Annotated in this window: 14 protein-coding genes; 3 read left to right on the plus strand and 11 right to left on the minus strand. The window is 48.5% G+C overall.

The window, feature by feature from the left end:
• The first annotated feature begins 10 nt into the window (after window positions 1-10).
• Window positions 11-1,309, plus strand: a complete 1,299-nt coding sequence (locus tag KNO92_RS01315) for a globin-coupled sensor protein (RefSeq protein WP_214694594.1) — start codon at window positions 11-13, stop codon at window positions 1,307-1,309.
• Between the two features lie 38 nt (window positions 1,310-1,347).
• Here KNO92_RS01315 and KNO92_RS01320 read toward each other — a convergent pair whose 3' ends face one another.
• From KNO92_RS01320 to KNO92_RS01355, 8 genes are all read right to left on the minus strand, one after another.
• A complete protein-coding gene (locus KNO92_RS01320; protein WP_214759782.1) occupies window positions 1,348-3,474 on the minus strand; it encodes a (Fe-S)-binding protein in 2,127 nt (708 codons plus the stop codon).
• Between the two features lie 176 nt (window positions 3,475-3,650).
• On the minus strand, window positions 3,651-4,283 hold the full coding sequence (locus tag KNO92_RS01325; RefSeq protein WP_251127037.1) for a hypothetical protein: 633 nt from the start codon (window positions 4,281-4,283) through the stop codon (window positions 3,651-3,653).
• Window positions 4,284-4,290: 7 nt separating this feature from the next.
• The gene (locus KNO92_RS01330) at window positions 4,291-4,809 is read right to left on the minus strand and encodes a GNAT family N-acetyltransferase (protein ID WP_214694603.1); all 519 of its coding nucleotides are present in this window, start codon (window positions 4,807-4,809) and stop codon (window positions 4,291-4,293) included.
• Between the two features lie 167 nt (window positions 4,810-4,976).
• Window positions 4,977-5,405, minus strand: coding sequence for a hypothetical protein (locus tag KNO92_RS01335; RefSeq protein ID WP_074035800.1), 429 nt, complete (start codon window positions 5,403-5,405; stop codon window positions 4,977-4,979).
• Entirely contained in the window at window positions 5,405-5,821 is a 417-nt protein-coding gene (locus KNO92_RS01340) for a YwiB family protein (RefSeq protein ID WP_214694605.1), read from the minus strand. Before KNO92_RS01340 ends, KNO92_RS01335 begins: the two co-directional genes overlap by 1 nt.
• 51 nt (window positions 5,822-5,872) lie before the next feature.
• A complete protein-coding gene (locus KNO92_RS01345; RefSeq protein WP_214759784.1) occupies window positions 5,873-6,433 on the minus strand; it encodes a GNAT family N-acetyltransferase in 561 nt (186 codons plus the stop codon).
• A 34-nt stretch (window positions 6,434-6,467) separates the two neighbouring features.
• Window positions 6,468-7,130 (minus strand): Type 1 glutamine amidotransferase-like domain-containing protein, encoded by a 663-nt coding sequence (locus KNO92_RS01350; RefSeq protein WP_214759786.1) that lies wholly within the window; start codon window positions 7,128-7,130, stop codon window positions 6,468-6,470.
• A 118-nt stretch (window positions 7,131-7,248) separates the two neighbouring features.
• Window positions 7,249-8,955 (minus strand): glycoside hydrolase family 13 protein, encoded by a 1,707-nt coding sequence (locus tag KNO92_RS01355; RefSeq protein ID WP_214759787.1) that lies wholly within the window; start codon window positions 8,953-8,955, stop codon window positions 7,249-7,251.
• A gap of 213 nt (window positions 8,956-9,168) precedes the next feature.
• Between KNO92_RS01355 and KNO92_RS01360 the strand changes: the two genes are divergently transcribed.
• Window positions 9,169-9,633 (plus strand): GNAT family N-acetyltransferase, encoded by a 465-nt coding sequence (locus tag KNO92_RS01360; protein ID WP_214694612.1) that lies wholly within the window; start codon window positions 9,169-9,171, stop codon window positions 9,631-9,633.
• A gap of 47 nt (window positions 9,634-9,680) precedes the next feature.
• Window positions 9,681-10,445 carry a MerR family transcriptional regulator gene (locus KNO92_RS01365; protein ID WP_214694614.1) on the plus strand — a complete coding sequence of 255 codons (765 nt, stop codon included), beginning with the start codon at window positions 9,681-9,683 and terminating at the stop codon, window positions 10,443-10,445.
• A 9-nt stretch (window positions 10,446-10,454) separates the two neighbouring features.
• On the opposite strand, the gene KNO92_RS01370 is transcribed toward KNO92_RS01365, so the two are convergent.
• Genes KNO92_RS01370 through KNO92_RS01380 form a run of 3 tightly spaced genes read right to left on the minus strand, consistent with a single transcriptional unit; the run spans window position 10,455 to window position 12,734 of the window.
• Entirely contained in the window at window positions 10,455-11,114 is a 660-nt protein-coding gene (locus KNO92_RS01370) for a hypothetical protein (protein ID WP_214694616.1), read from the minus strand.
• Window positions 11,115-11,142: 28 nt separating this feature from the next.
• Window positions 11,143-12,144 (minus strand): polysaccharide deacetylase family protein, encoded by a 1,002-nt coding sequence (locus tag KNO92_RS01375; RefSeq protein ID WP_214759788.1) that lies wholly within the window; start codon window positions 12,142-12,144, stop codon window positions 11,143-11,145.
• Between the two features lie 5 nt (window positions 12,145-12,149).
• A complete protein-coding gene (locus KNO92_RS01380; RefSeq protein WP_214694627.1) occupies window positions 12,150-12,734 on the minus strand; it encodes a hypothetical protein in 585 nt (194 codons plus the stop codon).
• Window position 12,735: the final 1 nt, after the last annotated feature.

A 12,735-nucleotide genomic window follows, 5' to 3' on the forward strand; every position in this document is an offset into this window, starting at 1 on the left:
GAATAAAAATATGGCATTTTTTCGTAAGACAACCTTAACGGACTTCGTTGCTTCAGCAGGTTTTCCCGACATTCAGACAATCGCCAAACCGTCTGACTCGAGTTTGAGCGGACGCACTCATTATATGGGTTACACGACCTCTCAAGTGAAGCGTCTACAAGATATGGCTCCACTCGTGGAGTCCGTGCTAGATGACGTACTTGAAAGCGTGCTCGACCATTTAATGCTCCAACCCGAAATGGTTCGCATCGCAAACGCTTCATCAACAAGGGAACGTTTAAAGAAAGTATTCGCCGATTATTTCCGCAGTTTGTTGACGGGAAACATCGATGACAAGTTCTTAGCCATGCGAAAACGAATGGGACAAACTCACCACCACTTCGCGGTCCCTGTCGTCTGGTTCCTTGCGACGTATTCTGCTTTTAACACACTACTTGTCCCAAAAGTCGTCGAGACGTATCAACATGACCCGGCGACTTTGACGGAATCGCTTTTGGCGTTATCACACGCGATGAACTTAGACGCTCAAATCGTTACCGAACAATACGTCAATGCCCGTCTCGATGAACTCGAGTCCGCGAACGAGGCCCGTGCCACATTGTTAAGCGACGTCTCACGCGTCAGTGCAGAAGTCGCTACGACGATGGACCGAACAGGGCAAGCGATGTCTGAAACAAGCAATCGCGCACACCAAGTTCTTGCGGAAACGGAACAAACGGAAAAGATGAGTCGCCACTTGATGACGTTGACACATACGAACGGCGAACAAATCGAACAGATGGAAGTCGAATTCAAACAGTCTGCTACTTACGTCGACACTTCGCTCGATCGCATCACAGCTCTAAAAAATGGTTCTCAAGAAATCGTCAGCATGACGCGAAGTATCGAACAAATCGCCAATCAAACGAACTTGCTCGCCCTAAACGCCTCAATCGAAGCGGCTCGAGCGGGTGAACACGGGAAAGGATTCGCTGTCGTCGCCACCGAAGTGCGCACACTCGCGGAGAACGCGAAACAACTGAGCAGTCAAATCAATGCGCTCATTAACGAAAATGAAGCCAATATCGCCGAACTTTTCGATCAAATGGGACATATGCATCGGACGAACGATGAAGCCATGCGCCAACTGAACGCCGTGAAAGCAGGTTTCTCGACCGTTCAAGATGAAATGGGGCAATACGTCCTTTCGTTTGAACGGAACAAACAAGACCTCGGACAGATGGTTGAAACCATTTCATCCATCAACGAGACGACACAAGGTTTGTCTCATTTGACCTCTTCGCTTCTATCCACCGCTGAAATGCAATAAACAAACAAGGCACGGTCCGCGGACCGTGCCTTCCTGCATTATTGTACAACCGGTTCTGGTATCTCGATGGCTTTCAGTGAGCGATCGAGTAATTCGACGACGTCGAACGTGCCGACCGTCTCATCGACTTCTTTCGCTTTCGTTCCATCAGACAACATCGTCAAACAGTACGGACATGCCGAACCGATGACTGTCGGTTTCGTCTCAAGCAATTGTTCCGTCCGGGCCACGTTGACACGTGTCCCGACTTTCTCTTCTTGCCACATGAGACCACCACCGGCTCCACAACACATACCGTTTTCACGGTTACGTGTCGCTTCGACGAGTTCGACACCCGGGATCCGTTCGAGGACGAATCGTGGTGCATCATAAATGCCGTTGTAACGACCGAGGTAACATGAGTCGTGATAGACGACACGTTCGTTCACTTGAAGATCCGGCTGAATCCGACCCGTATCGAGCAATTCGGCGAGTAACTCCGTATGGTGATACACTTTCACACCATCAAGTCCGAAGTCTGGATACTCGTTTTTGAATGTGTTGTAGGCGTGTGGGTCGACCGTGACGATTTTCGTCACCCCATACTTCTCAAACAATTTAATGTTCGCTTCGGCGAGTTCTTGGAAGAGTAACTCGTTTCCGATTCGACGAGGTGTGTCCCCTGAGTTCTTCTCTTCGTTTCCGAGAATGGCGAATGAAACGCCCGCCTTGTTCAAGACGCTCGCAAAACTCTGCGCGACTTTTTGACTACGGCTATCGTAAGAGCCCATCGCGCCGACCCAGAAGAGGTATTCGAATTCTTCGCCTGCTTTTTTCTTCTCTTTCGCCGTCGGAATGACGAGTTCTGTATCCTTGCGCCAGTTCTCGCGTTCTTTCCGGTTCATTCCCCACGGGTTTCCTTGACGCTCGATGTTTGCGACCGTGCGCTGCGCCTCCGGATCCATCTTCCCTTCCATCATGACGAGGTAACGACGAAGGTCGATGATTTTATCGACGTGCTCGTTCATGACCGGACATTGATCTTCACAGTTTCGGCATGTCGTACACGCCCAGATTTCTTCTTCCGTGATGACGTTGCCGATCAATTCGTCTGCGACGAGCATATGGCCATCTTGCGCCGCTGCTGCGATTTCAGCACCTTGCGTGTTTTGGAACATGAGTGCCGGTGCCCACGGTGATTTTCTCGTGACCGCCGCACCTTTCATATTCATATGGTCACGAAGTTTGACGATCAAGTCCATCGGCGACAACATCTTCCCTGTTCCCGTTGCCGGACATACATTCGTACAACGTCCGCACTCGACACAAGCGTATAAGTCGACGAGTTGCTTCTGGTTAAAGTCTTCAATCTTGTTGACCCCGAAGACGATTTCTTCATCTGACTCTTCCGCTTCTTCCATCGCTGAAAAATCAACAGGTGCCAAGCGACCGACTTTGTGTGTGCGCCCGAGCCAGACGTTGAGCGTCCCGGCGATCAAGTGCGCGTGTTTGCCTTGCGGGATGTAGACCATGAAGCTGAGTAAGAATAAGAGGTGCATCCACCAAAAGACGACGAACAAGGCGAAAGCGACCGGACCTGGTACCCAAGCAAACGCTGAACCGATGAGTGTCGCGACCGGTTCACCCCACATCGGAAGCTCTTCTTTATAGACGAGGTAAAACCCGTTCCCGAACAAGACGGAAACCATCAACCCACCGATGAAGATGAGGGCGAGACCTGCTAAGAAGTTTCGTTTCAAGCGCACGAGCTTCTCGACGTAACGACGGTAGAATCCCCAAACGACCGCGACGAGAATCATGAGCATGACGATTTCTTGCATGAACGTGAAGATCGGATAGAGTGGACCGAGCGGGATGTGTGGGAAACGTGTTCCGACCGCTAGTCCTTTCCAAATATAATCAATCGCCCCGAATTGGACGAGGATAAAGCCATAAAACATCATGACGTGAATGGCGCCACTCTTTTTATCCTTTAACAATTTCTTTTGACCGAACACGTTGATCATGACCTGTTCGAGTCGTTCTTTGTTCGTTTGGCTCCATTCTGCCTTCTTCCCGAGCTTGATGAATGTATAACGCTGATGAACCAGCGAAGCAAATAAATACACACCATAGCCGAGGACGAGCAAGAATAGAATCCAGTTGACGATTAAAAATGTAGACATCCCCAAAACTCCCCCTTTTGAAAACGGATTCAATCTTGAATTCAGTATATCAAATGATGAATGAACAGTCATTCATTTTTGTGAAGTTCTCGTCAGAAGTTTAGAAGATGTTTCAAGATGAGCAATAATCCCCCATAACTGCATACGGCCAATACGAATGTGCGGAAGTGCAGATTTCAGTCGGACGGGAGTTCAAACTTCACGATATTGAGAATCATCGCCCCGGCCACGAACGCAAAACAGAGCGCTTCGACGTGTGCGGCCAAGTCAATCCAGCGTGAAAAGAACCCACCGAGCAAAATCCCACCGCTCAACAAGTAGCGTCCTTGTCGCATATAACGTTCTCCATAGTGCCGGTTCAAGTCATGCCCGAGCGCTAAAAAGTGGACACCGAGCGCTGTCGCATAGAAGCTTCTCGCAACAAACGTCACAGAGTCCGCCGTCACCACATACGCCGAAAATGTCATGTATGCTGTGAGGAGCGTCACCTGCAGCCAATACGAAACGGCCCGATCGACCGCTTCATCTTGGAAGTGAGGCGTCCGAACGAACCGCATCGTACCGTAGAACAACGTAAACCCAATGAGACTGACGATGTAGATCTCTGAAGGTAGGGCCAGATTCAACCAATCGATGCGAAGCGTGTCCTGGCGTTTATTCAGCGACGGCAAGAGATACATGAAAAAGTACGTGATGGCGACCCCGCTCGAGAAAGAGAACCACTTCTTTGAAGGAACGGTCTCTTCCCGGAACAAATAGATGCCGAAGAAGTTAATCAGCGCCAAATAGATGATGATCCAGTTCGCCATCTCGTCTTCATCCTCTCAAATCAATCCAAAATCGCTCGACGATCGTCCCATCTTCTTCCGTATACGGTGTGTCCGCGACGCCCCCATTGTTTAAAATGACTTGACGGGAAGCGACGTTTGTCTGATTACACGTGATTAAGGCACGCTCAATGCCTAGCTCTTTCACTTTCTCAAGCGCAAGTTGTAATTGAATCGTAGCGAGCCCCCGTCCGCGCGCACTCGGTTTCACTCCATATCCGACATGCCCACCAATCTTCAAGAGCGATTCGTTTAATTCGTGACGAATGTTCGCCGCCCCGAGAAGCTCCTCTCCGTCCGTGAGCCAATACGTTGTGCTCGGGACCCAGTCGTCCTCTATGTTCTCACGTAACTCTTTCTGACGTAACGTGTTGACGTATGCCTCGAAGTCTGTCGTTTCACGGTCCACTGAGGTCGGGACGATTCGCTCATCCCGTTCGTACCATTCCTCTAAAAATGCCAGAATCTGTTCTTTTTGTTCGACAGATGTCTTGATTAGTATTAACATCACATTTCCCCCTTTATTCATTTCCATTCGCGCTCTCTAAATGGATTTCCTTGTTCCTTCATCTTAGGGAACGCACACTCGAAATAAAATGGACGTTCTCGTCAAAGTTTGTCCCCTTTCAGGCATGAAAAAAGCGCCACCTTGTTCAGATGACACTTTCGGTATGCTTATTCTTCGAGTCCGAGACGTTGCGGCATGTGCGGAGCGAGTTGTCTCGCTTCTTCTAACCGTCCTGCTTCGACGAGCGTATGGAAATGTAAAAACTGTTCGTGCGATGCATCGCTGATGGCTGCCAAATAATCGACGTACCGATCGTAGACCGCTTTGTCTTCTGGGCGTGCCTCGATGAGTGCGATATACAGACGAACGGTGTCCTCTCCGTAAAGGAGCGGGAACTCATCGTTCAATTGAAGCAGTTTATCGATCGAATTGACATCGACACCGTTCTCCTGATCGTAGTGCGTGATGACTTGCTCGGCATGATCCTCGAGACGACCGCGCCACTCTTCATACTCTTCTTCGTTCGTTTCGAGCATCTCGAACCAGTCTTCGTTCAACATCTCTTCAATCTTGTTTACGCGTTCTGTAAAGTTCATCAGTCTTCTCCTCCTTCAAATGTCCATGTGACATGTACTTCATATATGCCAACATCTTCTTCATTCATGGACAACTCATATACGAACGTACATGATTCTTCTGACACATCGAGGCGCGATGTCGTCGTCGCCATCGTCATCGACATATATGGATTCTTGTATAGGCTTTGCGTGAAGCGACCTTCGATGAAGGAGTGATTCATCTCGATCGGTCCTTTACAGATCAGCGCCAATCGTTCCGGCGTGTACTTGATTGTCGTCGGGACCGGTCCGTCCTCTTGTTGTTGGTCAAACATTAAAATAAAGCCAGTCTTCAATGGATAGTATAAACCGTCAGCCGAGAGCTCGATCGCCTCTGGCATGTCACTCATCCGTGTTGTTTGCTGGACACGCACGCGAAGTGGTTCAATCGCCATGCTCATCCCCCTTTCCGTCAACTCATCGTACCATATGTGGTAGGAGTCGTTCTATCGACGGCGCTTCGTTTTCACGTAGACGAGATGGTCTACCCAATCTTCGTTCTCAAAGATAAACCCTTCTCTCGTGCACTCATACGACATGCCGACACGCTCCGCGAGACAAATGGATGCTTCATTATCGAGATTGATATGTGCCTCGATTCGTTGAAAGTTCAAGTCGTCAAATGCAATACGCATCGCCAGGTCGACTGCTTCTGTGCCATACCCTTGACCCCAGTGCTGATTATGAATCGTATACCCGACCCTCCCCCATTGAAACGCATCTCGCGCAAGAGTAGAAAAATCCACCATACCAAGGTGTGCCCCATCGTCAAGTCGGAAAATGGCGAAGACATGTGCCTCGTCTTCAAGCGCAAGTGATTGATGATTGTCGACTAGCTGGTCAAACCAAACGGACGTACAGTCGATCATGTCTAATTTCCCAGGATCATACTCATGTTGCGAAACAAGACGATTTGTAAAACCACTCAACCACGCGTCATAATCTTGTTTCTCTAACGGTCGTACGACGATTCGATTCGTTTTTCGTTGATGTGTAAATCGATTCAATCTCTCAGGTCCCCTTCCTATTGGTTTTATACAGTCAGATAAATTTCTTCCACTTTCCTTGCGAAATCACATCGACCTTTCCTTCATTCACACGAATCGCGGTCTCGTCGTCGATCGCATAGGCGGGTGCCTGTAACGCTTCCGCCCACTCTTCCGCATCTCGTGACGTGTTCTCCAGAAGCATCTCGTGGTCAAGGTGTGGAAAGATCGAGAAGTCGACAAATCCTAACGTCTCATCGTTTTGGTCGTCGGATGCGCGCCATCCGACAAACTCTTCCCCGATTCGTGGCGTCATCACCATACTGCCCGCGCTCAATCCGACATAGACGCCTTCCCAAGATGGGAGTAATGCCGCCACCCCGGACTGTTTCATCCAATGATATAAAAACAGCGGATCGCCACCGTTCACCAGTAACACGTCCGCCCGTTCAAACGCCGGTCTCCATACGGATTCATCGATAGTCGGGAGCGCGCTCAGCTCGAGCACCCCAACCGACTTCCAACCCAATTCACACATCGGTGTCGAGAAATCCCCCTTGAAAAAGTTCCATGCGTGCTGCGTTCCCCCGTTCAACGCATAAATGGCTGTCGGGATACAGAGTGCCGTACACTCTTCAATCGGCTTGTCCAATAACTCGAGAAGTGCTCGTTTGATGCTTTCGTTTTTAATACCTGCTGACGTTAATAACAGTTTCATCTACGTCTCCTCCTTCTTCATCTTCGTATAAGGAGTTCGCATGAGTCGCCGTTATCCCCTTTTTCTGACAAAAAGGCCGTAGACGAATTCTCGTCCACGACCTTGGGGTCCTGAAAAATTAGCTGATTTTATACACGCGACCTTCGAACGGCTTCAAGTGAAGAAGCGTCGATTCTGCATCGCCCTCGACCGGCATGTTGCTCAAGACGACATCTTTCGCACGAAGTGTCTGATCCATATCGAACATCGTCTCTTTCGCCGTCAAGTTCGTGACGACAAGGTACTGCGTGTTCCCGAGTGTACGCGTATACGCATAGACTTCTGGGTGATCTGGTAAGACAACATCATACGCCCCGTATACAAACGTCTCATCGTCTTTACGGAGTTGAATCATCTCTTTATAGAAGTTAAAGATAGAGTCCTCATCTTCAAGCTGTGCTTCGACGTTGATGTCTGTATAGTTCGGGTTGATGCCGACCCACGGCTTCTCTGCGAATGTGAAGCCGGCATTCGGAGCATCACTCCATTGCATCGGTGTGCGTGTGTTGTCGCGTGACGAGTTCCACGTGATGCGCATCATCTCGTCATGACTCTTCCCTTGTTCGACGCCGATATAGTAGCGATTGCGTGTCGCGATATCGTCATATTGGTCGATTGAATCGAATTTGACGTTCGTCATCCCAATTTCTTGACCTTGATAGATGAATGGCGTTCCTTGCATGAGGAAGTACATCATCGCAATCGACTTGGCGCTCTCTTTCCAGTAACGCTCGTCGTCTCCCCATTTCGAGACCGTACGCGTCTGGTCATGGTTTTCGACGTAAAGGGCGTTCCATCCGTCAGCCTCAAGTCCTTTTTGCCATTTCGTCAACACGTTCTTCAAGTGGACGACATCGAGTTTCGAATCGGCGTCCTCACTCCATAGGTCCATGTGTTCGAATTGGAAGACCATGTTCATCTTCCCTTCTTTTTCACCGACCCAAAGGTGTGCATCGTCAGGTGATACGCCGTTCGCCTCACCGACCGTCATGATGTCATGTTTATTGAACGTCTCGTCACGAAGTTCTTCTAAATAATCGTGAATCCCGTCCACGTTCATGTGCATCTCGAATGACGGTACAAAGTCGAGGTCGTTCGGGTTCGGCAAGTCGGCGAACGTCGGATTCTTGCGGATGTGGCTGATCGCATCAACACGGAATCCGTCGATTCCTTTTTCGAGCCACCAGTTGATCATGTCGTATACGGCTGTACGCATCTCAGCGTTTTCCCAGTTGAGGTCTGGCTGTTTTTTCGAGAAGACGTGCAAGTAGTATTGCTCCGTCGCTTCATCGAATTCCCAAGCCGAGCCGCCAAAGATGGATTCCCAGTTGTTCGGCTTCGATCCGTCCGGTTTTCCGTCACGCCAGATATACCAGTCGCGCTTCGGATTGTCTTTTGAGCTCTTCGATTCAATGAACCAAGGGTGCTCATCCGAAGTATGGTTGACGACGAGGTCGAGCAACAGTTTCATACCGCGCTGATGCACCTCGTCCAATAAGCGGTCGAAGTCTTCCATCGTACCGAATTCGTCCATGATGTCCTGATAGTCACTAATGTCATAGCCGTTGTCATCGTTTGGCGATTTATACATCGGGCAAATCCAGATGACGTCAATGCCGAGGTCTTTCAAATAGTCGAGCTTATCAATGATTCCTTGAATGTCTCCAATTCCGTCTCCGTTCGCGTCATAAAAACTGCGCGGATAAATCTGATAGGCGACGGCTTCTTTCCACCAGTTGCGTTTAAGCGTTTGTGTTTGTTGTTGTTCTCGTTGTAAAAGTTGCATGTGATCTAGATACTCCTTATCCCAAAACTCACTGCTCATCATTTATAATTATCTTATTCGTGCTGTGAACTTTATATCATTAGCGCAATCGTTTGCACGATGCAATAAATTTATCTTACCAAAAAACATTCGATGATACAAAGATGTTTCATCAGCATACTCAACGTGTACCCTACACGATTTTGAAAAGAAATGAAAGCGAGGTGCCTCATCATGTTTCGATTTGCTACACTTGATGATTTTTCAGCCATCGACCAATTGATTGTAAAGAAAGCGAAAGAATTTCAGACAGCCGGGAAGTCCCAATGGGCCAAATATTTAGAGCCGAGTCGCTCGGATTATGTCCGCCACGATTTAACGAAAGGGACTGTATTTGTATATGAACGTGACCACCATGTCGTCGGTGCCGTCAGTCTCATCCCACCGACCGATTGGGACCATCATCTATGGGATGACCCGGACGGTGCCGTCTACTTGCACCGACTTGTCACGGACTCGAACGTAAAAGGAGAACGCATCGGCGAGCGTCTGATGCAGTACGCCCTATCTCACACTGCTTCGACCGTTCGATTGGATTGCGTGGCAGACAACATGTTCTTGAACGGATACTATCCTCAATTCGGCTTCCGTTACATCGGGGAGCGGAACGGATTTTCGTTATTTGAAAAACAGGCTTGACCTTGACGTGACGTCAACCCTTACGCTTGTGCTAAGGAGGTGAAGGGATGTATACGATTCAACAGCTTGCGTCACTCGCCGGCACGACGGCGCGGACACTTCGACATTATGACTCGATTGGATTACTCGTCCCCATGCGTGACGACAATGGCTACCGCCGTTATACGTCGCGAGATGCCGAGCGTCTACAGCTGATTTTACTGTATCGAACACTCGACGTTCCGCTCGATCAAATCGGAGAACTACTCGATGCATCGGCGTTTGATCGAGTCGAAGTACTGAACGAACATGTCGAGGCGTTACGACAAAAAGCCGCCTATTTCGCGCAACTCGCGGAGACGGCGGAAAAGACCCTCACCTCACTCAAAGGAGGGATTCCAATGGATGACAAATCACTGTTCAAAGGATTGTCTTATGAAGAGATTCAAGCACATGAGGCAAAGCATCAAGATGAGGTAATCGAGCGTTGGGGAGAGAGTTCTGCTTACAAAACCGCACAGGAACGAGCTGCGAAGCGCTCAAAAGCGGACTGGGAACGTATAAATCAGATGCAACTCGATTTGATTGCGCCACTCGTCGATTTGTTTCGTTCACAAGTCGCAATCGAAGATGACCGTGTTCAATCAGTCGTCAGAGACAATCATCTGTTTATCGACAAACACTTTTACGATTGTTCGCTCGACATGTTCAGCGGACTCGGACAGATGTATGTAGCGGATGAGCGATTCACCGCCTATTATGACCGCTTCGAACCAGGTCTTGCATCGTACTATAACGAAGCCATCCAATATTATTGTATCGCCAACAGTTAAGTCCAAGCCTCAGGCTTGGACTTTGGTCTGTCGACGGTTCGGTCGCGCGTGATCCAGCGTTTCAATGTATCGGCGCAACATCGGCAAGACCGTGGTCAATTGTAAATAAGGATAGGTGGCAAAATTGTCGCTTCCGCCTTTATAGATGACCGCCCGATCGAGAACGCGCCATCCTTGTGTCGTCCATTGTTCGAGCGTCGCCTCACAAAAAGAAGGCACAGATTGAATCGCCCAATAGGCTTGTAGCTGCCCTTCCGCCATCGATGGACGAACGGTGATGATGGGGCATGACAACTGGTTCAAACGACTCGACTCGATTGGACCGGTTTCATGAATCACGAGCAACTTCGGTGCAAGTCGTTCGAGCCACATGAGCGTTTTGTCATCGTTCAAGGATGAGACATGGATGAGGTGATGAGGAGGAATCGGAGAATCCTGTAATGGATAACGCTCTCTCACTTCTCGAATACGCGCTTGACTCGTCCATTTCATAAATGGCGTCGCCCATCGAATATATAGATGAGTCATCCACTGTTTGAGCGACTGCGGTCGATGTTCAGTGGGACCGTCTTCTTGAATGACATGTGTCACGCCTAAATCGCGGATAGCGTGATAAATATGCTTAGACGTTTCATGCTCACTAATCAGCAGAACAATCGGTCGAACCATATCGATGACACCTCCGTCATTGGATTAATTAGCCGTGTCCTTGTTGCGAGACTTGGGTCTGTTGATGACAATGCTCAGCTACCTCTTCCATCGACAAACTCATCCACCCGTACTCTTTCTCGAGCACTTTATAATGTTTGAGAATAGCCTCAAGCATATCTACATTTTGTTCAATATTCTTTCCGAAGTTATGAGGATGCCACCATAAATGATACAACTCACCCCGTTTGGCAGCTTGTGTCATCCCTTGCTTAATACGACGGAGTTTGAGGAATTCAACCATTCGTAAGGATGGGAAATATGGACGAAGAAAACGACTCGACGGCACATTGTATGGATGAGACTGTTGTATGGCATTCCATGTAGATGTATGATGGCCTGTCAAATTGATATACGTATCAAGCAACCGAACCGCACGTCGGAATAGGCTTTCGTCTCCCCGAGCATCCGGATGATAAATCCGATGTTGTTCATTCCCACGATAGACTTCAATCCCCAGCATACCTGCGGCTTGATGGAATGCTTCACTTGATTGATTACGTGGATAAACGATGCTTTGAATGGTTATGTTATGAGACGCCGCTACTCGTTTCGCCGCTTCAATATCGGATTTGAACGCTTCAAGCGTGACCCCCTCTTCTAGACAAGATAGATGTGAGAACGTATGGGTCCCAATCGTCTGATGTGGGGTTTTCATAATTTGATCGACTAGCGATTTTCCAAAATGGTAAGGATCCGTTTGCTCATCTTCGCCTACCTGCTTTAACCATTCATATGAGGAATACTCGGGATGAACATAATTTGGTAAACGTGTCGGTAAATGACGAAGTAGTTCAGCTTTCGATTCAAAAAATAGAAATCCTACCGTCGCCCATGTCACATGTACGCCATATGTCGTAAATAATTCCAGTAAACGAGGCACGACTTGACGAGCACCTAAAATATTTTCACTGTAGTCCCCCAACGCGACTGCATCGAATGTTCCCCAGTTCAGTTCGAAGTCTAGTGAGATGACAAACGCCCCATTCATATGATTCACTCCCTTCCTTTCCATTCCGTTTCATAAATTCCTAGTTCATCAAGCGCACGTTTCCATGATCCGAAGCGCCTCGACACTTTTGCGACGCTCGGTTTCCGAAACCGCTTTGCCCATTTTTGATACGTGATTGCATTAAATGGCTTTAATATACGATACGCTTCGAACAATGCTTGAACCATCTCTACTTTCTCGCGTTCTGGTTGAACCGTGAAATGTTGTTCTTCTAAGCGGTCCACTGCTTTAATCGCCAGACTCCAAGACCCAAAATGAGTAATAATATCACCTATGGAGGGAACATCTTTGTCTTCAGCCCATTGTCGATAATGAGCACTCGTCAACCGACCTTCTTGTTTTAAGGCGATACGGAGCGCGAGAATGATTTCTTGCGCCTCATATCGTCTCGCCTCAAGTAACCCTGATGCTTTCAACGCACTCGTCCATGTCCCATAGACATGCAAGATATCTAGAAACGTGGGAGCATTTTGTCCTTGGCTCCATCGTTGATATTGTGTCACTGTGAGAGATGGAGTCAGAGATGCCGCCGTTTGAAGCGCTTGGATGATCTCTGCTTCCGTTTTCATT

This window comes from Exiguobacterium sp. s129 (assembly GCF_018617585.1).
GTDB classification, from domain to species: domain Bacteria; phylum Bacillota; class Bacilli; order Exiguobacteriales; family Exiguobacteriaceae; genus Exiguobacterium; species Exiguobacterium aestuarii_A.

What these genes read in the sequence shown, in the direction of transcription:
- KNO92_RS01315 (WP_214694594.1), top strand. Translation starts at nt 11, where the DNA reads ATGGCATTTTTTCGTAAGACAACCTTAACGGACTTCGTTGCTTCAGCA.
- KNO92_RS01320 (WP_214759782.1), bottom strand. Translation starts at nt 3,474, where the DNA reads ATGTCTACATTTTTAATCGTCAACTGGATTCTATTCTTGCTCGTCCTC.
- KNO92_RS01325 (WP_251127037.1), bottom strand. Translation starts at nt 4,283, where the DNA reads ATGGCGAACTGGATCATCATCTATTTGGCGCTGATTAACTTCTTCGGC.
- KNO92_RS01330 (WP_214694603.1), bottom strand. Translation starts at nt 4,809, where the DNA reads ATGTTAATACTAATCAAGACATCTGTCGAACAAAAAGAACAGATTCTG.
- KNO92_RS01335 (WP_074035800.1), bottom strand. Translation starts at nt 5,405, where the DNA reads ATGAACTTTACAGAACGCGTAAACAAGATTGAAGAGATGTTGAACGAA.
- KNO92_RS01340 (WP_214694605.1), bottom strand. Translation starts at nt 5,821, where the DNA reads ATGGCGATTGAACCACTTCGCGTGCGTGTCCAGCAAACAACACGGATG.
- KNO92_RS01350 (WP_214759786.1), bottom strand. Translation starts at nt 7,130, where the DNA reads ATGAAACTGTTATTAACGTCAGCAGGTATTAAAAACGAAAGCATCAAA.
- KNO92_RS01355 (WP_214759787.1), bottom strand. Translation starts at nt 8,955, where the DNA reads ATGCAACTTTTACAACGAGAACAACAACAAACACAAACGCTTAAACGC.
- KNO92_RS01360 (WP_214694612.1), top strand. Translation starts at nt 9,169, where the DNA reads ATGTTTCGATTTGCTACACTTGATGATTTTTCAGCCATCGACCAATTG.
- KNO92_RS01365 (WP_214694614.1), top strand. Translation starts at nt 9,681, where the DNA reads ATGTATACGATTCAACAGCTTGCGTCACTCGCCGGCACGACGGCGCGG.
- KNO92_RS01370 (WP_214694616.1), bottom strand. Translation starts at nt 11,114, where the DNA reads ATGGTTCGACCGATTGTTCTGCTGATTAGTGAGCATGAAACGTCTAAG.
- KNO92_RS01375 (WP_214759788.1), bottom strand. Translation starts at nt 12,144, where the DNA reads ATGAATGGGGCGTTTGTCATCTCACTAGACTTCGAACTGAACTGGGGA.
- KNO92_RS01380 (WP_214694627.1), bottom strand. Translation starts at nt 12,734, where the DNA reads ATGAAAACGGAAGCAGAGATCATCCAAGCGCTTCAAACGGCGGCATCT.